23 protein-coding genes are annotated in these 25,383 nt (G+C 68.4%); 12 read left to right on the top strand and 11 right to left on the bottom strand.

What is annotated here, in order from left to right:
- Positions 1 to 105 precede the first annotated feature (105 nt).
- Positions 106 to 1,155: an acyl carrier protein gene (locus SGRAN_RS02090; RefSeq protein ID WP_067180348.1), complete on the top strand. Its 1,050-nt coding sequence runs from the start codon at positions 106 to 108 to the stop codon at positions 1,153 to 1,155.
- Positions 1,156 to 1,349: 194 nt separating this feature from the next.
- Here SGRAN_RS02090 and SGRAN_RS02095 read toward each other — a convergent pair whose 3' ends face one another.
- The 3 genes from SGRAN_RS02095 to SGRAN_RS02105 all read right to left on the bottom strand — a co-directional run bounded on the left by SGRAN_RS02095 (position 1,350) and on the right by SGRAN_RS02105 (position 6,215).
- Entirely contained in the window at positions 1,350 to 2,033 is a 684-nt protein-coding gene (locus tag SGRAN_RS02095; RefSeq protein WP_067186822.1) for a response regulator transcription factor, read from the bottom strand.
- 90 nt (positions 2,034 to 2,123) lie between these two features.
- Positions 2,124 to 3,830: a sulfatase-like hydrolase/transferase gene (locus tag SGRAN_RS02100; protein WP_067180350.1), complete on the bottom strand. Its 1,707-nt coding sequence runs from the start codon at positions 3,828 to 3,830 to the stop codon at positions 2,124 to 2,126.
- Between the two features lie 75 nt (positions 3,831 to 3,905).
- Positions 3,906 to 6,215 carry a TonB-dependent receptor gene (locus SGRAN_RS02105; RefSeq protein ID WP_172709600.1) on the bottom strand — a complete coding sequence of 770 codons (2,310 nt, stop codon included), beginning with the start codon at positions 6,213 to 6,215 and terminating at the stop codon, positions 3,906 to 3,908.
- Positions 6,216 to 6,668: 453 nt separating this feature from the next.
- Here SGRAN_RS02105 and leuC point away from each other — a divergent pair, with 453 nt between their 5' ends.
- A complete protein-coding gene (gene leuC / locus SGRAN_RS02110) occupies positions 6,669 to 8,090 on the top strand; it encodes a 3-isopropylmalate dehydratase large subunit (RefSeq protein WP_067180357.1) in 1,422 nt (473 codons plus the stop codon).
- A 232-nt stretch (positions 8,091 to 8,322) separates the two neighbouring features.
- Here the strand turns inward: leuC and leuD are convergent, their stop codons facing one another.
- A complete protein-coding gene (gene leuD, locus SGRAN_RS02115) occupies positions 8,323 to 8,931 on the bottom strand; it encodes a 3-isopropylmalate dehydratase small subunit (protein WP_067180358.1) in 609 nt (202 codons plus the stop codon).
- Positions 8,932 to 9,100: 169 nt separating this feature from the next.
- On the opposite strand from leuD, the gene SGRAN_RS02120 reads away from it, so the two are divergent.
- Together SGRAN_RS02120 and SGRAN_RS02125 are read left to right on the top strand one after the other, a co-directional pair.
- Complete coding sequence (locus SGRAN_RS02120) at positions 9,101 to 9,607, top strand: MarR family winged helix-turn-helix transcriptional regulator (RefSeq protein WP_067111202.1); 507 nt, start codon at positions 9,101 to 9,103, stop codon at positions 9,605 to 9,607.
- A 71-nt stretch (positions 9,608 to 9,678) separates the two neighbouring features.
- Positions 9,679 to 10,254, top strand: a complete 576-nt coding sequence (locus SGRAN_RS02125) for an NADPH-dependent FMN reductase (RefSeq protein ID WP_067180360.1) — start codon at positions 9,679 to 9,681, stop codon at positions 10,252 to 10,254.
- A gap of 10 nt (positions 10,255 to 10,264) precedes the next feature.
- On the opposite strand, the gene SGRAN_RS02130 is transcribed toward SGRAN_RS02125, so the two are convergent.
- Positions 10,265 to 10,717 carry a MarR family winged helix-turn-helix transcriptional regulator gene (locus tag SGRAN_RS02130; protein WP_067180361.1) on the bottom strand — a complete coding sequence of 151 codons (453 nt, stop codon included), beginning with the start codon at positions 10,715 to 10,717 and terminating at the stop codon, positions 10,265 to 10,267.
- A 175-nt stretch (positions 10,718 to 10,892) separates the two neighbouring features.
- Here SGRAN_RS02130 and SGRAN_RS02135 point away from each other — a divergent pair, with 175 nt between their 5' ends.
- The 6 genes from SGRAN_RS02135 to SGRAN_RS02160 all read left to right on the top strand — a co-directional run bounded on the left by SGRAN_RS02135 (position 10,893) and on the right by SGRAN_RS02160 (position 17,673).
- Complete coding sequence (locus SGRAN_RS02135; RefSeq protein ID WP_067180367.1) at positions 10,893 to 12,527, top strand: long-chain-fatty-acid--CoA ligase; 1,635 nt, start codon at positions 10,893 to 10,895, stop codon at positions 12,525 to 12,527.
- A gap of 76 nt (positions 12,528 to 12,603) precedes the next feature.
- Positions 12,604 to 13,731, top strand: coding sequence for an alpha/beta hydrolase (locus tag SGRAN_RS02140; protein ID WP_067180369.1), 1,128 nt, complete (start codon positions 12,604 to 12,606; stop codon positions 13,729 to 13,731).
- On the top strand, positions 13,732 to 14,712 hold the full coding sequence (locus SGRAN_RS02145) for a phosphotransferase family protein (protein ID WP_067180371.1): 981 nt from the start codon (positions 13,732 to 13,734) through the stop codon (positions 14,710 to 14,712). It begins immediately after the preceding gene.
- Positions 14,709 to 16,007: a phosphopyruvate hydratase gene (gene eno, locus SGRAN_RS02150; protein ID WP_067180373.1), complete on the top strand. Its 1,299-nt coding sequence runs from the start codon at positions 14,709 to 14,711 to the stop codon at positions 16,005 to 16,007. Before SGRAN_RS02145 ends, eno begins: the two co-directional genes overlap by 4 nt.
- Complete coding sequence (locus tag SGRAN_RS02155; RefSeq protein ID WP_067180374.1) at positions 16,004 to 16,924, top strand: NAD(P)-dependent oxidoreductase; 921 nt, start codon at positions 16,004 to 16,006, stop codon at positions 16,922 to 16,924. Before eno ends, SGRAN_RS02155 begins: the two co-directional genes overlap by 4 nt.
- Before the next feature lie 56 nt (positions 16,925 to 16,980).
- Positions 16,981 to 17,673 carry an alpha/beta fold hydrolase gene (locus SGRAN_RS02160; protein WP_067180377.1) on the top strand — a complete coding sequence of 231 codons (693 nt, stop codon included), beginning with the start codon at positions 16,981 to 16,983 and terminating at the stop codon, positions 17,671 to 17,673.
- Between the two features lie 51 nt (positions 17,674 to 17,724).
- Here SGRAN_RS02160 and SGRAN_RS02165 read toward each other — a convergent pair whose 3' ends face one another.
- Complete coding sequence (locus tag SGRAN_RS02165; RefSeq protein ID WP_067180378.1) at positions 17,725 to 18,777, bottom strand: cobalamin-independent methionine synthase II family protein; 1,053 nt, start codon at positions 18,775 to 18,777, stop codon at positions 17,725 to 17,727.
- 84 nt (positions 18,778 to 18,861) lie between these two features.
- Here SGRAN_RS02165 and SGRAN_RS02170 point away from each other — a divergent pair, with 84 nt between their 5' ends.
- Entirely contained in the window at positions 18,862 to 20,427 is a 1,566-nt protein-coding gene (locus SGRAN_RS02170; RefSeq protein WP_067180380.1) for a long-chain-fatty-acid--CoA ligase, read from the top strand.
- Positions 20,428 to 20,632: 205 nt separating this feature from the next.
- Here SGRAN_RS02170 and SGRAN_RS02175 read toward each other — a convergent pair whose 3' ends face one another.
- The 5 genes from SGRAN_RS02175 to SGRAN_RS02195 all read right to left on the bottom strand — a co-directional run bounded on the left by SGRAN_RS02175 (position 20,633) and on the right by SGRAN_RS02195 (position 24,422).
- Positions 20,633 to 21,271, bottom strand: a complete 639-nt coding sequence (locus SGRAN_RS02175) for a VOC family protein (RefSeq protein ID WP_082737042.1) — start codon at positions 21,269 to 21,271, stop codon at positions 20,633 to 20,635.
- A 30-nt stretch (positions 21,272 to 21,301) separates the two neighbouring features.
- Positions 21,302 to 21,919 (bottom strand): glutathione S-transferase family protein, encoded by a 618-nt coding sequence (locus SGRAN_RS02180; RefSeq protein WP_067180381.1) that lies wholly within the window; start codon positions 21,917 to 21,919, stop codon positions 21,302 to 21,304.
- A gap of 97 nt (positions 21,920 to 22,016) precedes the next feature.
- Positions 22,017 to 22,664: a carboxymuconolactone decarboxylase family protein gene (locus SGRAN_RS02185; RefSeq protein ID WP_067180383.1), complete on the bottom strand. Its 648-nt coding sequence runs from the start codon at positions 22,662 to 22,664 to the stop codon at positions 22,017 to 22,019.
- A gap of 10 nt (positions 22,665 to 22,674) precedes the next feature.
- Entirely contained in the window at positions 22,675 to 23,073 is a 399-nt protein-coding gene (locus SGRAN_RS02190) for a nuclear transport factor 2 family protein (RefSeq protein WP_067180390.1), read from the bottom strand.
- 29 nt (positions 23,074 to 23,102) lie between these two features.
- Positions 23,103 to 24,422 carry a spinster family MFS transporter gene (locus SGRAN_RS02195; RefSeq protein WP_067180392.1) on the bottom strand — a complete coding sequence of 440 codons (1,320 nt, stop codon included), beginning with the start codon at positions 24,420 to 24,422 and terminating at the stop codon, positions 23,103 to 23,105.
- 106 nt (positions 24,423 to 24,528) lie between these two features.
- On the opposite strand from SGRAN_RS02195, the gene SGRAN_RS02200 reads away from it, so the two are divergent.
- Positions 24,529 to 25,299 carry an SDR family NAD(P)-dependent oxidoreductase gene (locus SGRAN_RS02200; protein ID WP_067180410.1) on the top strand — a complete coding sequence of 257 codons (771 nt, stop codon included), beginning with the start codon at positions 24,529 to 24,531 and terminating at the stop codon, positions 25,297 to 25,299.
- Positions 25,300 to 25,383: the final 84 nt, after the last annotated feature.

Consider the following 25,383-nt stretch of genomic DNA (forward strand, 5'->3'; position numbering starts at 1 on the left):
ATCCGTTCGCCCTGAGCTTGTCGAAGGGCTGTCCTTATTTTGAACCGAAGAGAGAAGAAAGAGAAGAACGGTGCTTCGACAAGCTCAGCACGAACGGAGGGCAGGATGACCGCGAACAAGAAGACCGCGATCGTTGTCGCGCCGGGGCGCGGCACCTATGGCAAGGGCGAACTGGGCAGCATCGCGCGGCTGCACGGCGCGCGCTTCGCAGACCTCATCGCCGATTTCGACGCGCAGCGCCGCGCGCGCGGGCAGCCGACGGTGAGCGAACTCGACGGCGCCGACCGCTTCAGCGTCGCGACGCACATGCGCGGCGACGTCGCGGCGCCGCTGATCTATGCCGCGACGCTGCTCGACTGGCTGAGCATCGACCGCGAGCGCTACGACGTCGTCGCGGCGCTCGGCAATTCGATGGGCTGGTACAGCGCGCTCGCGATCGGCGGCGCGGTGTCGGTCGCCGACGGTTTCCGCATCGCCAATGCGATGGGGCTCAACAGCCAGGCGCACGGGCCGGGCGGGCAGATATTGCTCCAGATCGTCGATGCGGACTGGCGACCGGTGCCGGGGCTGCGCGACACGCTGCTCGCGCTCGCCGCCGCGATCGACGCGCGGCCGGGGCATGCGCTGGCGCTGTCGATCGACCTTGCCGGGATGCTGGTGTTCGCGGGCAATGAGGAGGGGCTCGCCGCGCTGCTGGCAGAGGCGCCGCCGACGCCGGGCCGCGACCCGCTGCGGCTCGCCGGGCACGGGCCGTTCCACACGCCGCTGATGGCGGGCAGCGCCGAACGCGCGCGCGCCGAACTGCCGGCGGCGCTGTTCGGCCGGCCCGCGCTGCCGCTGGTCGATGGGCGCGGGCATATCTGGCGGTGCTTCTCGGCCGACCCGGCGATGCTGTGGGACTACAGCTTCGGACACCAGATTCTCGCGCCCTATGATTTCGCGCTGTCGGTGCAGGTGGCGGTGAAGGAATATGCGCCCGACGTCATCATCCTGCCGGGCCCCGGCGACACGCTGGGCGGCGCGATCGCGCAGGCGCTGATCGGCATCGGCTGGCAGGGGCTGACGAGCAAGGCCGCCTTTGCGCAGCGGCAGGCGTCGGATCCGATCCTGCTGGCGATGGGCCGCGCCGAGCAGCGCGCGCTGGTGGCGGGGTAGAGCATCGAGCCATGAATCCGAACGATTGGGAGTGATGCAGATTTACGGCACGCCGCTTTAGGTTGCGGCCGGCGGAGGTGGAACCTCCTCCGCCGGCACGCGTGGGACGCACGGTCCAGGTGGGGTTGGGCCCGTGCAGACGAACGGCGACGCCGATGGGGACCAACTCAAGGGCGGACCGCCGTTCGATCTCCTTATAGGCGGGGCGCGGCGCCGCCGGTCGCGCCTGCGCCGAAATGGACCGGATTGCCGCCGCGCGCGCCCTCCTGCTCGACGGTGAAATGCAGCCGCAGCAACTCGGCGACGCTGGCGGCGCCGGCGCGGCGCATCATGCTGGCGCGGTGCACCTCGACGGTGCGCGGGCTGAGGTCGAAGCGCCGCGCGATCGCCTTGTTGCCGAGCCCGGCGGCGACCGCCTCCAATATGTCGCGCTCGCGCGGGGTCAGCGCGGCGAGCCGGGCCGCGGCCTCGCGGTGCCGCGCGGCGGCGCGTTCGCGTTCGCGCCACTCGTCGAGCGCCGCCTCCACTGTGCGGCGGACGAGCCGCGGGTCGAGCGGCGCGGGCAGCAGGTCGCGCGCGCCCGCGCGCAGGATCGCGCGCGCTTCGTCGAAGCTGAGCCGCTCGGCGGCGACGAAGGCGATGAGGTCGCCGCGCCCGGCGATCCGGTCGAGCAGCGCGGCGCCGCTCGTCGGGCCGGGCTGGCGCCAGCGCAGCAGCAGGATGCCGCCGCGCGCACCGTCCTGCGCCTCCAGCCAGGCGTCGGCGCTGGCGAAGCTGCGCACCACGCGGTTGGCGCCGCGCGCCAGCAGCCGGAAACAGGCCGCGCGCTCGACCGGGTCGGGCAGGACGAGATGGATATGGCCGCCGCTGTCGCTCACGCCCGCGATGCTGCGGGCGGGCGCCGGCAAAGCCCAGCGGGATTCGCTCGATTCCGGCGCCGATCCGAAGCGATCGCAGGGGTGCGGGGGTCAGGTGGGCTGGTTGTACATCTCCGTCGGCCCGGGATATTCGCGGCCGTCGTCGGCCCCGACCTCGCGCGCGACGAGCGCGTTGACCATCTTGTTGAGCCGCAGCATCGTCGCCTTGTGCTTCGGGTCGTTCGCGAGGTTGACCATCTCGCCGGGGTCGGAGCTCGTATCGTAGAGTTCGAGGTCGTTCATCGCGGTCAGCGTCTTCCAGTCGGTCGGCGTGTGGTGATGCGCCGGCGCGAAATAGCGCGCGAACTTGTAGCGGCCGTCGTGGATGCCGCGGTGCAGGCGGCGCTTCGACAGATCGAAGCGTTTGCCGTAATCGGGCTCGCCCGACGGCAGGTTGGCGGCGCGGTTGGCCGCGACCGACGTCGGCTCCCAATAATGGGCGACCGCATAGTTGAAGAGATGCCCCTGCCGGTCGCGCTCGGTCGGCGCGGTGGGCGCCGCGAGCAGCCCCGAGACGTCGAGCCCGGGCAGGCCGGGGAAACGCGTCTTCTGCTCGTCCGCCGACAGCCCCGCGAGGCTCATCAGCGTCGGGGCGAGGTCGATCGCGCCCATCAGCCCGCGTGTCGTGCGCCCGCCCGCGAAATCGGGGTGGGCGACGATCATTGGGATATTGACCTCTTCGCGGTACATGGTCGCGCCCTTCTGGCGCATCCCGTGCGCGCCGGCGCGCTCGCCATGGTCGCTGGTGTAGATGATGATCGTGTTGTCGATCTGACCGCTTTCCTTGAGCGCCCAGAGCAGCTGGCCGATGCTGCGGTCGACGTCGCGCAGGCAGTTGTAATAATAGTTGATGAAGCGGTGCCAGCTTTCCTCGTCGTCGTGGGGCATGGCGCCGTAGAAGAGGTCGTTGAGGCGGACGATCGCGCGATGCGCCTCGGGCTTGCCTGACAGATCGTCCTTGTAGAAGCTTTCGGGCAGGTCGAACTTGTTGTCGACCGCATAGAGCGGGTCGCCCGGCTCGCGGCGCAGAGGGCCCAATATGTTGGGATCGGGGCGGCTTTCGGCCTGCTTGCCGGTCGCGTCATAGAACATGATGTCGTGCGGATTGACGAGCCCGACGACCTGGAACCAGGGCTTGCCGCCCGCCTTGTCGCGCTGCGCATAGTCGAAGATCGAGCGCGCCGCGTCGCCGGCGACGAACCGGTCGGCGCGATAGCCGTCCCAGGTCAGCCCGACCTCCTCGCCGTCGAAGCCGTAGTCGTGGAAGCCGTATTTCTCCATCGCATGCTCGGTGGTCGGATAGATGCCGCCCGGAATGCGCGTCCAGTTGCGGTCGAAGTTGATCCGGCTGAGGTGCCACTTGCCCTTGTAGCTGGTGTAATAGCCCGCGGCCTGCATCATGTGGCCGAGCGTCGGCATCGTCTCCGCCGCGACCGGATAGGGAGCGTTGTCGCTGTTGAGGAACAGCCCCGTCTGCTGGGTGTGGTGCCCCTGGAAGATCGTCGAGCGCGACGGGGTGCAGGGGGTGGTGTGGACGTGGTAGTTTTCGACCAGCATCCCGCGTTCGAGCAGCTCGCGGTGCGCGGGCAGCTTTTCGAGCAGCCCCCTGGGATAGCTGGCGATGCTCTGTTCCTGGTCGGTGACGATCATCAGGACGTTCAGCTTCCGGCCGTTCTTCGCATAGGCCGGCAGCGCCAGCCCCGCGGTGGCGAGCGCCCCCATGCCGACGAACGTGCGGCGATCCAGATCCCAGGTCATCAGACTCTCCCGTATAGGTCCTTTTGCAGAAACAGAAAATCCCGCGGCGCCGGTTCGCGCCGCGGGACATGGCCGTCAGAATTTGACCGCGAAGTCGACCCCGAATTCGCGCGGCGGCTGATAGAATTGCGAGATCGGGGTCGCGCCGGCGTTGGTCGCGCCCGAAATCACCTTCTGGTCGGTGAGGTTCGAACCGTAGAGGGTGACCTTCCACCGGTCGTCCTCGCCCGCGACCGCGACGCTCGCGTTGAGCAGCACGACCTCGTCGCGGTAATAGCCGGGCAGGTTGCTGCGGCCCCAGGTGTTGAAGCGCGACGAATAGCGCGCGTCGCTGTGCAGCTTGATCTCGCCGAACGACATCGGGATCGCATAGTCGACCGCCAGGCTGCCGCTCCACTTGGGCGCGTTGGCGAGGTCGAGGCCCGACGAATCGGTGGGGACCGCGAAGGTGCCGTTGGGCACGCCGTTGATCAGGATCGGCTGCGCCGGACCGCACTGGCCGGGTTCGGGCGCCCCGTTGGTGAAGACGCCGTTCGTGTCCGCGCAGAAATCGGTATAGCGCGCGTGGAGATAGGCGAGGTTGGCCCCGATCGTGAGGCCGTCCGCCGGACGCAGCAGCGTCTCGACCTCGAAGCCGTAGATTTTCGCCGCGGCGATGTTGGTCGTGATATTCTCCGCGCGGACGGCGCCCATCTTCGTCACCGACCCCTGAAGGTCGCGGTAGTTGTTGACGAAGCCCGCGACGTTGAAGCGCAGCAGCCGGTCGAACAGGTCGGTCTTCGCGCCGACTTCGAAGGCGTTGACATATTCGGGGTTATAGGGGCCGACATTCTCCGCGATCGTGCCGCGCGAGTTGAAGCCGCCCGCCTTGTAGCCCTGCGAATAGTTGGCATAGATCATCGCGCTCGGCGAAACGCGATATTCGACGGTCAGGCGCGGGGTGAATTCGGACCACGACGCCTTGAGGCTGGTCGCGAAGGACGAAAGCTGCGCGCCGCTGAGCAGCGACTGCATCACCGCCTGGGTATAGGCGTCCCCGGTCAGGTTCCCGACCGAGGTGGTGTTCGTGCGCACCTGCGTCGCGATGTCGTATTTCTTGCTGTCATGGCTGAAGCGGCCGCCGAGGGATAGTGTCAGCCCTTCGACGGGGTGCGCGTTGACCAGCGCGAAGACCGCATAGCTTTCGGTGTTCTGGTGCAGCTGCGCCAACGTCGTCGTCGTGGGGGTCGCGAACACCGTGTTGAACTGCCGCCACTTGTCGGTCTGGTAATAGAGGCCGACGACGAAATCGACCGGCTCGCCCGCCGGCGAGACATAGCGCAGCTCGCCGCTCTTCGATTCGCCGGAGAAATCGCGGATGACATCGAGCGCCGGACGGGGATCGATCAGCCCGTCGAAATCGCCGCGCGTGACATAGGTCAGGTGGCGATAGCCGAGCACCGAGGTGATCGTGCCGTAGCCGACGTCGAGGTTCGAGGTCCACGACCCGCCATAGGTTTCGGTGTTGGCATAGGGATCGAACAGCACCGCCGCCTTGCGGACGTCGGTCTTGACGACGTCGGGCAGCAGGTCCCAGTTGGCATCGCCGTTGTCGAGGACGTGCGGCGCCGGACCGGTGGTCTTCTGCTTCAGCCAGTCGGCGACGATCGTCGAATCGAAAGCGCCGCCCCGGTCGAAGTTGAGCGCGCCGCGCACCGACTTCACATTGGCGCCGTTGAGGCGGTTGCCGGTGATCACGTTGCGGGCGTAGCCGTTATAGTCGCGGAAATTGACCGAGACCTTGGCCGCCAGCGCGTCGTCGGCGAAACGGCCCGAATTGAGCTTGCCGCGGAACTGCTTCAGCCCGAACGAGCCGAGCGTGACGCGCGCCTCGCCGCTGAAATCGTCGGTCGGCCGCGCGGTGATGACGTTGATCGTGCCGGCCAGGTTGTTCTTGCCAAACAATACGCCCTGCGGACCCTTCAGCACCTCGATGCGCTCGACGTCGAACAGGTCGAGCATCGTGCTCGACACGAAGGGGATGTAGACGCCGTCGATGATCGTGCTGACCTTGGGGTCGGCGTTGGGATCGGGGTCCGCCGTGCTCATGCCGCGGATCGAGATCATCGGCACGTTGGCGACCAGCCCCTGCGTCTGCAGCACGACGTTGGGCGCGATGCCGTTGAGGCTGGTGATATTGGTGCTGCCGCTCGATTCGACCATCTCGCTGTTGAACGCGGAGATCGAGATCGGCACGTCCTGCACGCTCTCGCTGCGGCGCTGCGCGGTGACGACGATGTCGCCGAAACCGCCGCCCGAAGCGCCCTCGTCGGCCGACTGGGCGTGGGCGGGCGCGCTCGTCAGCGCGACGGCGGCGACCGAAAGAAACAGAAATGCGGTTTTCATCATGTCCTCCCTGATGGGCGGACGCACGCGCCCGCCCGCGCATCTGCGCGGCGAACCGTCATACGGCCGCTGCCTTGGTGGAACGGGAGTCCTGGGGGCTTTTTGCCTCTTCACTCGCGATGCGGCCCCGGCCTGTGTCCGGCACCGACGGGTCTGCGATCCTCACGTCCCACGGCTCCATTAGCATAGGAAAAATATACTTCAAGTACTAAGTATTATCAGGCTGAAAAAGGGGAAATCCCCGGAAAAGCGCTTGCTACATCGGGAGTGGATTGGCTACAAGTTAGATATCTAAGTATTTTGCGCGACTCCGCCCGGCAGGCGGGAGGCGCGTCGGGGGAGCGCGGCGGTGCGAGAATCGAAAGGCGGCGACGAAAGGATGGCGGCGGCTCGGCGCGCGCTGCGCCCGAGTCGTTTCGCCGCGCGCGCCCGGCGCGGAAAGGCTGCCCGCCGATGATCGCGCCGCGCACACTCTACGACAAGATATGGGACGCGCACGTCGTCGCCGAGGACGATGGCGAGACCTTGCTCTACATCGACCTGCACCTGCTGCACGAGGTGACCTCGCCGCAGGCTTTCTCCGCGCTCGCCGCCGCCGGCCGGCCGGTGCGGCGGCCCGCGCTGGCGCTCGCGCTTTCCGATCATAATGTCCCGACCGAAGAACAGGCGGGCGGGCCCGCCGCGGTCGCCGACGGCCAGGCGCGCGCGCAGATCGAGGCGCTTTCCGACAATTGCGCGCGCTTCGGCGTCGAGCAGTTCGCGATGGGCGACCCGCGCAACGGCATCGTCCATGTCGTCGGCCCCGAACAGGGGCGCTCGCAGCCCGGGATGACGATCGTGTGCGGCGACAGCCATACCTCGACCCACGGGGCCTTCGGCGCGCTCGCCTTCGGCATCGGGACGAGCGAGGTCGAGCATGTGCTCGCGACGCAGACGATCCGCCAGCGCCGCTCGCGCAACATGCGGATCACGGTCGACGGCGCGCTGGCGCCGCACGTCCACGCGAAGGACCTCGCGCTCCACCTGCTCGCGATGCTGGGGGTCGACGGCGCGACCGGGCATGTCATCGAATATGCCGGGTCGGCGATCCGCGCGCTGTCGATGGAGGCGCGGATGACGCTGTGCAACCTCAGCATCGAAATGGGCGCGCGCGCCGGGCTGATCGCGCCCGATGCGACGACCCATGCCTATCTGAAGGGGCGCCCGGCCGCGCCGGCGGGGGCGGCGTGGGACGCGGCGCTGGCGCGCTGGGGCGCGCTGGCGAGCGACGAGGGCGCGCATTTCGACCATGAGCTGTGGGTCGATGCCGCCGCCGTCGGTCCGATGGTGAGCTGGGGCACCAATCCGGCACAGGTGGTCGGAATCGGCGGCCACGTCCCCGACCCGGCGCGCTTCGCCAGCGCCGAGGCGCGCGCCGCCGCGGCGCGGGCGCTCGCCTATATGGACCTGACGCCCGGGCAGCCGATCGCCGGGCAGCGGCTCGACCGCGTGTTCATCGGCAGCTGCACCAACAGCCGGATCGAGGACCTGCGTGCCGCCGCCGCAGTGCTGCGCGGGCGCCGCGTCGCGCCGCACGTCCGCGCGATGGCGGTGCCCGGGTCGGGGCTGGTCAAGCGACAGGCCGAGGCGGAAGGACTCGACGCCGTGTTCCGCGCCGCGGGCTTCGACTGGCGCGAGCCGGGCTGCTCGATGTGCGTCGGGATGAACCCCGACCGGCTGCATCCCGGCGAGCGCTGCGCGGCGACGTCGAACCGCAATTTCGAGAATCGCCAGGGGCGCGGCGGCCGCACCCATCTGATGAGCCCGGCGCTTGCGGCGGCGAGCGCGGTGGCGGGCGCGATCGCCGCGCCCGACGACCTCGACGCGCCGCGCTGAGCGGCGTGCCTGCGTTCAGCTTCGCTGCGCCACCCTCATCGCGTTTGACCTATATGCCCGGCGGTCGGGCAAGGGGCCTGTTCCCCGGCGAAGGCCGGAGTCCTGATGGCGTTTTCGCCGGGGAACGATCCGTGCCGGACCGGGACGATCGTCAACTTGTTTCCGGGGGCATGGATGCTGAAACAAGTTCAGCATGACGAAGGTGGGGATAACCCCGTTGAAACCGGAATACTCACGAATCCCCGACCGAACGCGCCTCGCGGGCGGATTCGAATCGGGCGATCGCGGCGGCGTGGCGCAGCGTGCGGTTGATGTCGTCGAGCCCCTCCATCAGCGTGCGGCGGTCGTCGGGATCGACGGTGAAGGCTAGCGATTCCCCGGAGGCGAGGTCGATGCGCTGCTCGGCGAGGTCGACGGTGATCGGCGCGAACTGCGCCAGTTCGACCTCGCGCCGCAGCCTCTGGCACAGCGCGTCCGGAAGGCGGACCAGCAGCAGCCCGTTCTTGCGCGCATTGTTCGCGAAGATGTCGCCGAAGCTGGGCGCAATGACGCAGCGGATGCCGAAATCGGTGAGCGCCCACACCGCATGCTCGCGCGACGAGCCGCAGCCGAAATTGCGGTCGGCGATCAATATCTGCGCGTTCCGGCACGGGCCGCGGTTGAGGATGAACGAATCGCGCTCGGCGCCGTCGTCGCGGTAGCGCAGTTCGTGGAACAGGTGGCGGCCCAGCCCGTCGCGGGTGAGCGACGTCATGTAGCGCGCCGGTATGACCATGTCGGTGTCGACATTGGCGAGTGGGAGCGGTGCGGCGGTCGCGGTCAGCCGATCGAATTTTAGCATGGCCCATCCTTTGAACTTAGGATACTAAGTATATCGGATCGGCGGCGCTGTCCAACCCTGCCGGCGCGCCGAAACTATTGCCGGACGAATCATAGGCCCCTACGGTCGGTTTCAGGTTCGTTCGATCAGACAGGGTCCGCGCGACCGGCGGACCGACGGGGGAAGAGCATTGGCCAAGACGAATCCGACATTGCGCTATCCGGCCGAATATTTCACCAATCCGGAAAACAGCATCGGCTATCTCGCCCGCATCACCTTTCGCTCCTTTTCGCGCCTGCTCGAACGCGGCACGCTGTCGCACGGCGTATCGTCGGGCCAGTGGCGCTTCCTGCGTCAGCTGTGGCGCGAGGACGGCATCACCCAGCGCGAGTTGAGCGAGCGGGTCGGGATGCGCGAGCCGACGACGGTGGTCGCGCTGAAAGGGCTGGAGAAGGCCGGCTTCATCACGCGCCGCAAGACCGACGCGGACCGGCGCAAGACCTTCATCTATCTGACTCCGCACGCGAAGAAGCTGGAAATCCTGCTCGCGCCGATCAACGCCGAGGTGCACCAGATCGCGACGCGCGGGATGAGCGACGAGGAGGTCGCGCAGCTGCAGGCGCTGATGCGCCGCGTCATCGCCAACCTCGCCGACGAGACGGCGAAGCTGACGATCCTGTCGGACGCCAGCGCCTGATCCGTTCGTCGGCGGTTGCCCCCGCTACGATTGAAGGTTAGAACACTAACCAATTTCGATCGGGAGGGACCATGACCCATATCGCAGTCATCGCCGGCAGCACGCGCGCCGGATCGTTCAACCGTGCGCTCGCCCGGCTTGCCGCGGCCCGGCTCGCGGCGCATGGCGCCGAGGTGGTCGAGGTCGATCTGGCGACCTTCGACCTGCCGCTCTATTCGGCGGCGCTGGAGGCGGAGGCCTTTCCGCCCGACGCGCTGCGCCTCAAGCAGCTGTTCGCGGCGCAGGACGGGCTGCTGTTCGTGTCGCCCGAATATAATGGGTCGGTGCCGCCGCTGCTCAAGAACGCGATCGACTGGGCGTCGCGCCCGACCGGCGACGAGGGGCTTGTCGCGCTGACCGCCTATCGCGGCAAGGCGACGGCGGTGATGGCGGCGTCGATCAGTCCGTTCGGCGGGCTGCGGGCGCTCGCGCACCTGCGCCAGATCCTCTCGACCGTGCAGACGCTGGTGATTCCCGAACAGGTGCTGGTGCCGAACGCCCATGCGGCGTTCGACGCCGACGGCGCGCTGAAGGATGCGCTGCCCGCGTCGCTGGTCGACATGACCGCGGCGCGGCTGGTCGCGGTCGCCGGGGCGTTGGCGGGCTAGGACGTCGAGGTCAGGCGCGTCCGGCGGCGTCGGGCTGGCGCTCGATATTGTCGCCCCAGTCGGCCTCGAGCGCCTCGAGCAGCGCGTCGAAGCGCTCCTGTCCCAGCTTTTCGGCGAGCTGGCCGGTGAGCGCGTCCATCGCGCGCTGCGCGTCGCGGCGCATCCGCGCGCCGAGTTCGGTGAGCGACACGGTCATGTGGCGGCGGTCGCGCGGGTCGACCTCCAGCCGGACGACGCCGAGCCGGACCATCTGGTTGATCGTGCTGTGGATCGCCTGGCGCGACACGCCGAGGTTGCGTGCGATGTCCGACGGGCGCACGATGCCGCTGGCGATGTTGGTCATGATCATCGACTGCGGCCGGCTGATGTCGGGCCAGCCGCGATCGTGAAGCCGCGACTGCAACCCTTCGTCGAGCCAGCAGAAGCGTTGGAACAGTGCGATGATGAGCTGATTGGTGCGCATGGAATGCCGCGATGAACCCCTGTTTCCCGGTCGGACGCCGGCGGCGCGACGCTAGAAGAAGGGGCGGGGCGAAGCAAGGCAGAGCGGCGTTGCAAACCGGAGATACTTAGTATACTATGCTTTTACCGGCCGGGGATGCAAGGAGGCCGGACCAACGAGGGAGGATCGCGGGCCCATGGACGGACTGATGCAGAATGTGCCGCTGACCGTCGATCGCATCATCGATCATGCGGCGGCCTGGCACGGCGCGCGCGAGATCGTGTCGCGCGATGCCGAGGGGCGCGTCACCCGGTCCACCTATGCCGCCGTCCGCGCCGACGCCAGGCGCGTGTCGAACGCGCTCGCCGCCGAGGGGATCGCGCCCGGCGACCGCGTCGCGACGATGGGCTGGAACGGCGCCCGCCACCTTGCCGCCTGGTACGGCGCGGCGGGGATGGGGGCGGTGCTTCACACGCTCAATCCGCGGCTGTTTCCCGAACAGATCGCCTATATCGCGAACCATGCCGGCGACCGGCTGCTGATCGCCGACCCGGCGACCGCCGACCTTGTCGAGGAATTGCTGCCGCAGGTGCCGTCGATCGAGAAGGTGATCTTCTTCTGCGATGCCGCCTCGCTGCCGAAGACGAGCTTTCCCGCCGTCGCCTTCGACGACTGGATCGCGGATCATCCGGCTGACTATGCGTGGGGCGGGTTCGACGAGAATGCCGCCTGCGGCCTCTGCTACACCAGCGGGACGACGGGCAATCCGAAGGGCGTGCTCTATTCGCACCGCTCCAATTACATCCACGCGCTGATGACCTTGCAGCGCGACGCGCTCGCGCTGTCGGCGCGCGACACGGTGCTGCTCGTCGTGCCGATGTACCACGCCAACGCCTGGGGTGTCGTCTATTCGGCGCCCGCGGTCGGTGCGAAGCTGGTGCTGCCGGGGCAGCGGATGGACGGCGAATCGATCTACAACCTGATCGAGCAGGAGGGCGTCACCTATTCGGCCGCGGTGCCGACCGTGTGGCAGATGCTGCTGCAATATATGCAGGAGAACGGCAAGCGCTTCACGACGCTGGAGCGCGTGACGATCGGCGGCTCGGCATGCCCCGAATCGATCATCCGCACCTTCCGCGACGATTATGGCGTCGACGTCATCCAGGGCTGGGGGATGACCGAGACCTCGCCGCTCGGCACCGTTTCGGTCCCGAACGCGTCGGTCGCGGCAAAGTCCGACGCCGATCAGATGGCGTACAAGCTGAAGCAGGGCCGGCTGCTCTGCGGGCTGGAGATGAAGCTGGTCGACGATGCGGGGAACCGCCTGCCGCACGACGGCCGGACGCCCGGACGACTGATGATCAAGGGGCCGACGATCGCGGCGGGCTATTTCGGCGGCGAGGGCGGCGACGTGCTCGACGACGAGGGCTTCTTCGACACCGGCGACGTCAGCACGATCGACGCCGAAGGCTATATGCAGATCACCGACCGCGCCAAGGATGTGGTGAAATCGGGCGGCGAGTGGATCAGCTCGATCGAGATCGAGAATATCGCGATGGGGCACGAGGCGGTCGCCAACGCCGCGGTGGTCGGCGTCGCGCATCCGAAATGGGACGAGCGGCCGATCCTGCTGTGCGAGCTGAAACCCGGCGCGACGGCTTCGGCCGACGACCTCAAGGCCTTTCTCGACGGCAAGATCGCCCGATGGTGGATGCCCGACGACGTGCTGTTCGTCGACGCCATCCCGCTCGGCCCCACCGGCAAGATCGACAAGAGGGCGATCCGCGCCGGGCTGGAGGGCTATGAACTGCCTTTCGAGGTCAGCCGTTGATATGTTCCCCACTTTCGTCATCCCGGATCAAGTCCGGGATGACGATGGTGAGATATAACCAGCAGGAGAGAAACTAATGGACCCGAACGGGATCGAAGGACTGGACGCGCAATTCATCGGAAGGGTGTCGCCGACCGCGCCGCGCATCCAGGCCGGCGGGCATCCGTGCCAGGGCATCTACTGGACCGAGGCGGGCAAGCGCCCGAAGGTCGCGATCATCGCCACCCATTACAACGTCGATTTCTCCGAACATTATATCGCGCCCTATTTCGCGCGGCAGGGCTTCGGCTTCCTCGGCTGGAACACGCGCTATCGCGGGATGGAGGACCAGTTCCTGCTCGAACATGCGGTGCTCGACATCGGCGTCGGGATGAAGTGGCTGAAGGAAGAGGCCGGGGTCGAACAGATCGTCATCCTCGGCAATTCGGGCGGCGGCTCGCTGATGGGCGCCTATCAGGCCGAGGCGATCGCGCCGACGCTGACCGACCGGCTGTCCTCCGCCGGGCAGGACGCGCTCGCGCAGCTGGTGAAGGGCGACCTCTATATCAGCTTCAACGCGCACCAGGGCCGGCCCGAGGTGCTGACCGACTGGATGGACGCGTCGGTGATCGACGAGAATGACCCGACGCTGACCGATCCCGCGCTCGACCCGTTCAACCCCGACAACGGTCCGCCCTATTCGGAGGAATTCATCGCCAGATATCGCGCCGCACAGCGCGCGCGCAACCAGCGGATCACCGACTGGGCGAAGGCCGAGCTGAAGCGCCTCAACGACGCCGGGATTCCCGATCGCATCTTCCCGATGTTCCGCTGTTGGGGTGACATCCGCTGCGTCGATCCGGCGATCGACCCGTCGGACCGCAAGCCCAACTGGTGCTATCGCGGCGACCCCGCGATCGCCAACCGCTCGCCGAGCATCGGCCGTGCGAATACGATCAAAACCTGGCTCAACATGTGGAGCCTCGAAACCTCCCCCTGCCAAGGCCAGCCGCACCTCGCCAAGCACGACACCCCGGCGCTGGTCGTCCAGGGAACCGCCGACACCGGCGTCTTCCCGAGCGATGCGCGCAAGATCTTCGATTTCCTCGGATCGACCGACAAGCAGATCGAACTGATCAAGGGCGCGCATTATTTCGAGGATTCGATCGAGGAGCGGCAGAATGCCGCCGACCTCGTCGGCGCGTGGATCCGGGAGAAGCTGTAAGTGGACACGGCCGGTGCCGACATCGTCGAAGGGCTGCGCGGCGCCGGCCTGATCGGGACGGAGGCGCCGGCGCTCGAGCCGCTGACCGGCGGCGTGTCGTGCGACGTGTGGAAGGTCGAGACGGCGGTGGGCCCGATCGTCGTCAAGCGCCCGCTCGAACAGCTCCGCGTCGCCGCCGAATGGCACGCGCCGGTCGAGCGCGGCGCGAGCGAGGTGCGCTGGCTGAAGCGCGCGCGCGGCGTCGATCCGCGCATCGCGCCCGAGGTGCTCGCCGAGCTGCCGCACTACGGCTTCGCGATGCGCTTCCTGCCCGATTGCCCGGTGTGGAAGGACGAACTGATCGCGGGACGCGTCGATGCGGATTTCGCGGCGATGGTGGGCGCGCGGATCGCCGCGGTGCACGCCGCGACCGCGAACAGCGCCGCCGACCGCGACGCCTTTCCGACCCAGGCGATGTTCCGCGCGCTGCGCATCGATCCCTTTCTGCTGCACGTCGCCGATCACGACGCCGAGCTGGCGCCGGTGCTGCGCGACCTCGCCGACGCGCTGTCGGCGGCGAAGATCGCGCTGGTGCATGGCGACGTCAGTCCCAAGAATATCCTCGTCGCCGCCGACGGCCCGGTGTTCCTCGACGCCGAATGCGCGGTCTATGGCGATCCGGCCTTCGACCTCGCCTTCTGCACGACGCATCTGCTGCTCAAGGCGGTGTGGCTGGACGATGCGCGGCTGGGCGATGCGGCGGCGGCGCTGGTCGCGGCCTATCGCGCCGGCATCGACTGGGAAGCGCCGGACGGGCTGCTGCTGCGCGCCGGCCGGCTGACCGCCGCGCTGCTGCTCGCGCGCGTCGAGGGCAAGTCGCCCGCCCCCTATCTGACCGACCCCGAACACAAGCGCATCGTGCGCGATCAGGCGCGGGCGCTGCTGCGCGATCCCGCGCCCGTCGACGCCCTCGTCGCCAACTGGAAAAGGACTTTTGCATGACCTCGCGTATCGCCTCCGTCACCGGCCGCCAGCTCTGGGATTCGCGCGGCCGGCCCACCGTCGAGGCCGAGGTCCTGCTCGAATCGGGCGCGGTCGGCCGCGCGATCGCGCCGGCGGGCGCCTCGCGCGGGGCGCATGAGGCGATCGACCTGCGCGACGGCGGCACGGCGTTCGGAGGCTATGGCGTCAATGGCGCGGTCGCCGGAATCGGCGCCGAGATCGCGGGGGCGATCGCCGGCATGGACGCGCGCGATCAGGCGGCGGTCGACAAGGCGCTGTGCGACCTCGACGGGACGCCGAACAAGGCGCGGCTCGGCGCCAATGCGGTGGTTGCGGTGTCGATGGCGGTGCTCCACGCGGCCGCGGCCGATGCGCGCGAGCCGCTTTGGCGCTATCTGGCGGGCGGGCGCCCGGCGCGCATTCCGCTGCCCGAAATCCAGATCTTCGGCGGCGGCGCGCATGCGGGACGGCGCACCGACGTGCAGGACTTCATGGTGATGTGCCCGAAGGCGGGCAGTTTCCGCCGCGCGCTCGAGATCACCGACGACGTCTATCGCGCCGCAGGCCGGCTGATGGAGGCGAAGGGCCCGCTGTCGGGGGTCGCCGACGAAGGCGGCTGGTGGCCCAATTTCGACTCAAACGAGGACGCGCTCGACACGCTGACCAGGGCGATCGAGGCGAGCGGGCACCGCGCGGGCGAGGAGGTGTTCATCTCGCTCGACATCGCCGCGAACGAGCTGGGCGACGCATCGGGCTACAGCCTCGCGCTCGACGACGGGCGCCTGACGAGCGAGCAGATGGCGGCGCGGATCGTCGAATGGGCGAAGCGCTACCCGATCCTGTCGATCGAGGATCCGGCGGGACAGGACGACTGGACGGCGATGGCGGCGGTGACCGCGGCGATCGGCGACCGGGTGCAGATCATCGGCGACGACGTGCTCGTCACCAATGCGGAGCGCGTCGAACGCGCGGGCGAGGCGGCGGTGTGCAACGCGGCGCTGATCAAGGTCAATCAGGTCGGCACCGTGACCGAGGCGAAGGCCGCGCTCGACGCGGCGGTGGCGCGCGGCTGGGGGGCGATCGTCTCGGCGCGCTCGGGCGAGAGCGAGGATGTCACCATCGCGCATCTCGCGACCGGATGGGACGCGGGCCAGCTCAAGGTCGGCAGCTTCACCCGGTCCGAACGCATGGCGAAGTGGAACGAGATGCTGCGGATCGAGGAGGCGATGGGCGCCGACGCGGTGTTCGCGGGCTTCGGTGCCTTTGCCGCGCCGATCGGGACCGTCGCGGCATGATCGTCCTCCACGCGCGCCCCAGCCCCGGATTTCGCGACGCGGTCGACGCGGTCTTCGGCCCTGGCGTCGTGGTGCATGTCGACGAGGCGGCACCGCTCGACGCGGTGGCGCCCGACATCACCGCGCTGCTTCACGTCCTGACTCCCGTCACGCCCGACTTCATCGCCTCGGCGCCGAAGCTGAAGCTGATCCAGAAGCTGGGGGTCGGCGTCAACACGATCGCGCTCGACGCGGCGCAGGGCCACGGCGTCGCGGTGTGCAACATGCCCGGCACCAACAGCCAGGCGGTCGCCGAGATGGCGCTGTCGCTGATGATGGCGGTGCTGCGCCGCACCTGCTTCTTCGACGCGCGGACGCGCGCCGGGGAGGGGTGGAGCGCCGACCCGTCCGAACTCGACAGTGTCGGCGAGGTGGCGGGGCGCACGGTCGGGCTGGTCGGTTTCGGCCATTCGGCGCAGTTGCTCGCGCCGGTGCTCGCGGCGCTGGGCGCGAAGGTCGTCTACACGGCGCGCAGCCGCCGCGACGCGCCCTACGCCTATTGGCCGCTGGAGCGCATCGTCGCCGAAGCCGACATCGTCTCGCTGCACATGCCGCTGACCGACGAGACGCGCGGCGCCGTCGATCCGCTGGCGATGAAGCAGGGCGCGGTGCTGGTGAACACCGCGCGCGGCGAGCTGGTCGATGCCGCGCGGCTGGTCGAGGCGCTCGCTTCGGGGCATCTGCGCGGTGCCGGGCTCGACGTGTTCGACCGCGAGCCGGTGGCGCCGGGCGATCCGCTGCTGGCGCTGCCCAACGTCGTGCTCGCGCCGCATATCGCGTGGCTGACGCCCGAGACGCTGGTGCGCAGCCTGTCGGTCGCGCACGAGAATATCCGCCGGCTCGGCGCGGGCGAAGCGTTGCTGCATCGGGTGGTATGATTTTGTCCGTCATTGCTTCGCTCCGCTCGCAATGACGAAGCTTCAGGAATGAACCCATGACTCTCCCCATCGTCCTCATCACCGGCCAGCTTCTGACCGACGCCGTCTGGCAGCCGCTGCTCGACGCGTGGGCCGATCGCGAGGTCATCCTCGCCGACAACCGCAGCGACGACCGGATCGAGGATTTTGCGCAGCGGTTGCTCGACAACGCCCCGCCGCGCTTCGCGCTGATCGCGCACGCGATGGGCGGCTTCGTCGCCTTCGAGGTGATGCGCCGCGCGCCCGAACGCGTCGCGCGGCTCGCGCTGCTGTCGACGCTCGCCTCGGCCGACGGTCCGGCGCAGACGGCGCGACGGCAGGGCTATATCGACCTGGTGGAAAGCGGTCGCTTCGACCAGGTGGTCGAGGAACGCATCCCGATCCTTTTTCCCGAGGAGAAGCGCGGCGACGAACGGCTGCTCGGCATCGCGCGGCGGATGGCGGCCGACACCGGCGCCGACACCTTCCTCGCGCAGCAGCGCGCGATCATGGCGCGCATCGACAGCCGCCCGCGGCTCGGCGAGATCGCGGTGCCGACGCTGCTAGTCTGGGGCGAGAAGGACGGCATCACCAGCCGCGCGCATCATCAGGAGATCGCCGACGCGATCCCCGGCGCGCGGCTGGCGGTGGTGCCCGGCGCGGGGCATCTGACCACCATCGAGGCGCCCGAGGTGGTGGTGCCGCTGCTGACGGAATTCGTCGACGGGTGATTTGCGGCGCAATAACGCCTTGTCATTCCCGCTTTCGCGGGAACGACAGAGCTATTTCAGTTCCGCACGCGCCAGCGCCGCGCCGTCGACCATCGCCTTGAGCTTGGCCAGCGAATGCTCGCGGCTGTGATATTTCATCCCGCAGTCGGGGGCGATCCAAAGCCGGTCGGCGTCGACGTAGCGCAGCGCCTCGCGGATGCGGCCGGCGACGACCTCCGGGGTCTCGACCTCGGGGATCGAGAGGTCGAGGACGCCGTACATGATCGTCTTGGACGGCAGCTCGGCGAGGATCGCGGGGTCGAGCCCCGGCTGCGCCGCCTCGATCGAGATGACGTCGATGTCGGAGGCTTCGAGCTCGGCGAGGAAATCATAGGCCTTGGGCTTGGGGCCGGTCGCCCCCGCGCCGTGGTGGACCATCGCGTAGCCGAAGCAGATGTGGAGCGCGGTCGTGCCCTCGACCCCGTCGAGCGCGCGGTTGATCGCCTCGATCGCATAGCCCTGCGCTTCGCCCGCGCGCGCCTGGAGATAGGGTTCGTCGAGCTGGACGACGTCGACCCCGGCGGCGAACAGGTCGCGCACCTCGGCATTCACCGCGTCGGCATAGTCCATCGCCAGCGACCGCGCGTCGGGATAATAGCCGTTCTCGGCCTGTTGGGTCATGGTGAAGGGACCGGGAAGGGTCAGCTTCACCGGCTTCGTCGAATGGCGGCGCAGGAAGGCGGCGTCCTGCGCCTCGATAGGCGCGACGCGGCGGATCGGGCCGGAGACGAGCGGCACCGGGTTCGCATTGCCGGTGCGGTCGATCGCGGTGCCGTGCCGTTCGCGGTCGATCCCCGACAGCGCGGTCGCGAGCCGGTTCGAATAGCTTTCGCGCCGCATCTCGCCGTCGCCGACGATGTCGATGCCGACCTCTTCCTGGTCGCGGATCGCCATCAGCGTCGCGGCTTCCTGCGCGTCGGCGAGCCACGGGTCGGGGATGCGCCACAGCGTTTCGGCGCGCACGCGCGGGGGCAGGCTGGCCTTGAGCCGCTCGCGATCGATCAACCAGTCCGGCTGGGGGTAGCTTCCGACGATGGTTGTCGGCAGGATGGGGTGATCGACCAAGGCAAATCCTCTCTTTTTGGACTAGTCAAATATTTACTTAGTATTCTATCTAACTCAAGATCAAAGTGACGGTGGGAGAGCGAAATGATTGACCTGGATGCCATCCGCACGCTGGCCGACATACCGGCGGCGCAGGCGCGCAAGCGCGGTGACGCCGTCGCGGTGAAATTCGGCGACCGCGAGACGCGCTTCGCCGAACTCGACGCGCAGTCGAACCGCGTCGCGCACGCGCTGATCGCAGCGGGGGTCGCGCCGGGCGACCGCGTGTCGGTGCTGACCAAGAATCACGACGCCTGGTATCCGCTCTTCTTCGGCACCGCGCGCGCGCGCGCCTGCCTTGCGCCGACCAACTGCCGGCTCGCGGCGGGCGAGATCGAATTCATCCTGGGCGATGCCGGGCCGAAGCTGCTGTTCGTCGGCGAGGATTTCTTCGACACCGCGCTCACCGCGGTCGCCGGATTGCCGAACCCGCCGCGCCTCGTCGCGCTCTATGGCGCGCATCCGGCGTTCGAATCGCTCGACGCCTGGATCGGCGACGCGCCCGCGACGCCGCCCGCCGACGAGCCGCAACTCGGCGACGACGTGCTCCAGCTCTATACCAGCGGCACCACCGGGCGGCCGAAGGGCGTGGTGCTGGCGAACCGGACCTATCGCCGCTTCCTCGAGATGGCGACCGAGATCGACGGCTTCGCCTATGACGAGGACGAGACGGTGATGATCGTCATGCCGCTGTTCCATGTCGCGGGGACGAACGTCAGCTTCTCCGGCCTCGCGCAGGGCGGGCGGCTGGTGCTGGTCAAGGATTTCGCCGCGGGCGACGCGATCGCGATGCTGAGCGAGGAACGCGTCGCGCACGCCTTCCTCGCGCCCGCGATGATCCAGATGATGCTGCAGCAGCCGGGGGCGGAGACGGGCGACTATGCGCGGCTGCGCTCGATCGCCTATGGCGCCTCGCCGATCGCCGAGGATGTGCTGCGCCGCGCGCGCGCCGTCTTCGGCTGCGACTTCGTGCAATTCTACGGCATGACCGAATCGGCGGGGGGCGGTTCCTATCTGTCGCCTGCGGCGCACGACCTGCCCGGCAAGCTGACCTCCTGCGGCCAGCCGTGGCCGGGGGCCGAGATGGCGATCCTCGACGGCGAGGGTCGGCCGCTCGGCGACGGCGAGATCGGCGAGATCGCGATCCGCGGCGACATCGTGATGAAGGAATATTGGAACCGGCCCGAAGCGACTGTCGAGACGGTCGTCGACGGCTGGCTGCACACCGGCGATGTCGGCTATCGCGACGCCGACGGCTATTATTTCGTCCACGACCGGATCAAGGACATGATCGTCTCGGGCGGCGAGAATGTCTATCCGGCCGAGGTCGAAAGCGCGATCATGGGCTGCCCCGGCGTCGCCGACGTCGCGGTGATCGGGGTTCCCGACGCCAAGTGGGGTGAGGCGGTGAAGGCGCTGATCGTCCCGGCGCCCGGCGCCGAGGTGGCGGCCGACGACGTCATCGCCTGGGCGCGCGAGCGCATCGCCGCCTACAAAGCGCCGAAGAGCGTCGACATCATCGACGCGCTGCCGCGCAACCCGTCGGGCAAGGTGCTGCGCCGCGAACTGCGCGCGCCCTATTGGGAAGGCCGCGACCGCGCGGTGGGATAAAGGCTTTCCGACCCTGACGGCGTCGTGGCGGGGACCGATTTCCGTCGTCCCGGCGAAAGCCGGGACCGCCTGAAAGGCTGACGCCGGCGCGACAGCGGTCCCGGCTTTCGCCGGGACGATAATTTGGCGCTTTGGCATTCGATGATTCCCCCAAAAAAGGGCCCGGCGCGCGGCCGGGCCACAGGGGGTTCCCAGTGACCCGGGACTATTCGGCGGGCGTCATCTCGCCGGCCAGCGCCGCGTCGTTCGCCGCCAGCGCCTTGTTGCGCAGGACGAATCCCTCGCGCCGGGTGCCGTCGGCCTGGCGCGGGTCGTGCGCGACGTCGGCGTCGGTGAACTCGCCGTTCGCCATCGTCCACGCCGCGAATTCGAGGCAGACGCCGTCGGGGTCGAAGAAATAGATCGAGCGGACATAGACGCTGTCGTCGAAGCTGTCGGCGACCTGCGTTTCCGAATTGTCGTGGTTGAGGATCGGCGTGACGTCGATACCCTTGTCGATCAGCCGCTGGTGATATTCCTCGAACTTCTCGGCGGGCACGTTGAAGGCGATGTGGTTCATCGACCCGTGCGCCGACATGAAGTTGCCGCGGGTCGGCAGCGCCTCTGGCGCCGCGATGCCGGGCGCCGCCTCGGGCGCTTCGGGGAACCAGAAGAAGGCGAGGCTGTCGCCGTTGCCGAGGTCGAAGAAGAAATGCTGTCCGCGCCCGCCCGGCAGGTCGAGCGTCTTGACGAGCGGCATGCCGAGGACGTCGCGATAGAATTCGACCGTCTTCGCCATGTCCTTGCATACCAGCGCCAGGTGGTTGACGCCGCGAAATTCGAATTCTTTGTTGGTTGCAGCCATGATCCGTCTCCTTCGTGCAATCGGCTGTAGTCAGTTCGGGTTGGCGCCGGGGCGGGCCTTCATCCCCGCGAACCAGCGCGCGATGTTGGTGCAGGCGGGGTCGAGCGGCTGGCCCACCGTGGCACCGAAATCGAGAAAGGCGAAAAGCAGCAGGTCGGCGAGGCTCAGCCGGTCGCCGGCGATGAAGTCGCGCCCGGCGATCAGCGGATCGAGCCAGCGCAGCCCGTCCTGGGCGATCGCCTTCAGCCCCGGCGCCGCCTCCGGCACGCAGCGCATCCGCGATTCGAACAGCGGCAGCCCTTCGGCGAAGCGGAAGCCGTTGGCGAGCGGCTCGCAGATCTTGAGGTCGACACGGCGCACCCACATGCGCGTGCGTGCGCGTTCCTCGGCCGTGGTGCCGATCAGCGGCGGCGCGGGAAACAGCTCCTCCAGATATTCGCAGATGGCGGTGATCTCGGTCAGCACCGAGCCGTCATCGAGTGCGAGCGCGGGGGTCTGCCCGGCGGGGTTCACCGCGCTGTTATAGGGCGCGCGCCGGTTCTCGCCGCCGCGCAGGTCGACCTCGACCGTGGGGATGTCGATCCCCTTTTCCGCCATGAACAGGGTCACGACGCGGGGGTTGGGGCCGACCGAATTATAGAATTGCATCGCTATCCTCTCGGCACGATTCCTAGCATGTTCGGAGCCAACCGTCAATTAACTTGACGATTGGCTCCGCGTCCCTTCGCACGACCCTTTCGCCCGGTCATTCGGGCTTGCGCGCCGGGGCGCTCAGGAAGTCGGCGGCGTTGAAGCCCTCGGGCGCCGCGATCTCGACGATCGGCTCCTCGCGCGCGTCATATTCCATGCGCAGCGCGCGGGTGATCACCGCGTGCATGTCGTAAAGGCAGGTGATGTAGGTGAATTCGAAGATCTGCTCGTCGTCCCAGAAGCTCTTGAGCTTGTCGAACACCGCGAGCGGGACGCGGCCGCCCGCCTGGCTGAGGCAGTCGGCATAGGCGAGCACGGCGCGTTCCTGCGCGTCGAAGCAGTCGGCGACCGCCCAATGCGGGATGGCGGCGATCTTCTCGTCGGACACGCCGAGCCCGCGCAGCGACTTGCAATGCTGCGAAAAGACGAACTGGCTGCCCTTCACCCAGCCCGCGCGCGTCTGGCCGAGCTCGCGCAGCACCGGGTCGATCTTGCGCGCCGGATGGCGATAGACCGCGAAGCCGTCGACCGCATGCTTGAAGATGTCGGGCGCAAGCGCATAGACGGTCCACCAGTCGCCGGGTGTGCCGGTCGCGGTGCCCGGCTCGGCGACCGGGTCGCGATCGCCGAACAGGCGGTTGTAATAGGCGATGACGGTCTCGTCGGTCACTTCGGACCGGGGGACCTGGCGCAGCACGGGCATGGCGTCCTCCTCAGGCGTCGGCATATTTGCGGAATGCGGCAACATGCGCCGAATCGAAATATTCGTCGAGCCGCGCGATCTTGCCGTCCTCGACGCGGCAGACGATCGCGCAGGGCAGCCGCACCGCGACGTCGTCGTGCACCCGCCGGCCCTTCAGCACATGCTGCTGGACGAAGCCGCCGGGAAAGACGTGGAGCTGGCGTTCGGCATAGGCGCGGTCCTTGATCCGCGCGACCATGCCGGTCAGCGTCGCGGCGGTCTGCTCGGGGGTGACGATCGCCTCGTCGCTGTTGTGCCAGATCTCGGCATCGGGGGTGAAGCTGGCCTTCATCGTCTCTATGTCGCCGGCCTCGATCGCGTCGAAAAAGCGCTGGGCCATCACCCGGATATCGTCCTGTTCTGCCATCATCGTCTCCCGATCATTTCCTGAAAATAGGGTCACTCGGCGAAATCGCCCTCGAGGTGGCGGGCCATCGCATATTGCGCGACCCCCGCCGCGGCGGCGAAGGGCAGGATGCTCAGCAGCGCCCAGCGCAGGCTCTCGTCGCCATGGGCCGCCTTCAGCGCGTCGCTGACCATGCCCACGAACAGCGGCCCGAGCCCCAGCCCGACGATGTTGAACATCAGCAGCAGCAAGGCCACCGACGTCGCGCGCGAACCCGGCGGGGTCAGGTTCTGGACCAGCGCCAGCGCGGGCGCCACATAGACGGTGCAGGCCGCCATCGGCAGCAGCATCAGCGCCAGCGACAGCCGCCAGTCGTCGACCAGCAGCGCCGCCGCCAGCGTGGGAACGAGGATCAGCGTCGCGAGCGCCGGGATCGTGCCATAGGCCCGTGTCGAGCGGCGCGCGAAGCGGCTGACCAGCCAGCCGCCGCCGAGGATGCCGATGCCGAAGGTAAGCCCGGCGGCGCTCGCATACCAGGTCGCCATCGCTTCGAGCGGCATCTTCTGCGTCCGCATCAGGAAGGCGGGAATCCAGTTGAGCATGCCATAGCTGACGAAGGCCGCGAGCCCGCTGCCGACCAGCACCATCCGCAGCGAGGGGCGGCGGACGAAGGCAGCGAAGCATTGGGCGAAGGTCGGGCTGGCGTCGGCGGCCATCCCGGCGCCCGCCGGCACGCGCGCCGGCGCGTCCATCTGCCCGCGCGGCGGCTCGCGCACCAGCCAGACGAGCAGCGGGGCGACGACGAGCCCGACGAGCCCGACCGCGAAAAAGGCCTGGCGCCAGCCGATGTGCGCGGCCGCCCACGCGCCGAAGGCCGTGCCGAGAAAGACCCCGAACGGCCCGTTGAGGGTGAAGAGGCCCGACACGAACGGCCGCTGCGCCGGCGGATAATAGTCGGCGAGCACCGACAGCGACGGCGCGGTCCCGCCCGCCTCTCCGGTGCCGACGCCGAAGCGCATCACCGCCAGTTGCCAGAAATTCGACACCATGCCGCACGCGGCGGTGAAGACGCTCCATATCACGCAGGCGATGCCGACCAGCTTCACGCGGTTCCAGCGGTCGGCGATCATCGCCACCGGCACGCCCATCGCGGCATAGAAGAGCGCGAAGGCAAGGCCGGTGAGCAGCCCGAACTGGGTGTCGCTGAACTGCATCTCGGCACGGATCGGCTCGACGAGCACAGAGAGGAGCTGGCGGTCGAGGAAGTTGATCGTCCCGACGAGGAACAGCATCGCGAGCGCGACGGTCCGGCGAAGGCCGAGGCCGCGATCGGGCGGCGCGGCGCCTGCTTCCAGCGCGGTGGCTTGCGTCATGGCTCTCCCCGAAACGTGATTCTTGCTTCGCCGGAATGCTTAGGTATTTAAGTTTATCTGTCAACGCGCTTTACGGTCGACCGGGCGCGGCAGCGGGAGAGATATCATGGACATCAAGGGAAAACGCGCGATCGTCACCGGGGCGGCGTCGGGCATCGGCCGCGCGACCGCACTGATGCTCGCCGGGCGCGGCGCGGCGGAGATCGCGCTCGTCGACATCGACGGCGCGGGGCTGGAGGATAGCGCGCGGCAGGTCGCGGCGCTGGGCGCGCACGCGATTCCGCACCGACTCGACCTTGCCGACCTCGCGGCGGTCGAGGCGTGGTTCGGTGCGCAGGGCGATGTGGACATCCTGCACAACAATGCCGGGGTCGTGTCGGGCCCTGACGCCTTTCCTGAAATGCCCGTCGACCGGATCGGCTGGATCGTCGACGTCAACCTGACCTCGCTGGTCGTCGCGACGCAGATCGCGGCGCGGGCGATGCGGGCGCGCGGCGGCGGGGTGATCGTCAACACCGTGTCGACCGTCGCGCTCGGCCCCGGCTTTCGCGATGCGATGTATGCGACGACCAAGGCGGGGGCGATGATGTTCACGCGCTGCTGCGCGGCGCTGAAGGCCGACTGGAACGTCCGGGTCATGGGGGTGCTCCCCGGTCTCACCGACACGCCGATCCTCCACACGACCGGCGGCGACCGCGCCGCCGACTGGATGGCCCCGATCCTCGCCAACAACGAACGCTGCCAGCCCGAAGACATCGCTGCGGCGGTGATCGACCTGATCGAGGACGACGGTCTTGCCGGCGGCGACTGGGTCGCAGTGCGGCGCGAGCAGGGCGTCGTCACGCGGCAATGGGGGCATGAAACGCCGGCCGCCTAGAGTGTTTTCAAGTCAGGCGGAATCGCCTGACGACTGGGAAAACGCGGCAAAACAACAATCCGGAGTGCCGGTTTCGATTCGATC

It is taken from the genome of Sphingopyxis granuli, from assembly GCF_001559015.1.
In the GTDB taxonomy this organism is placed as follows: Bacteria; Pseudomonadota; Alphaproteobacteria; order Sphingomonadales; family Sphingomonadaceae; genus Sphingopyxis; species Sphingopyxis granuli.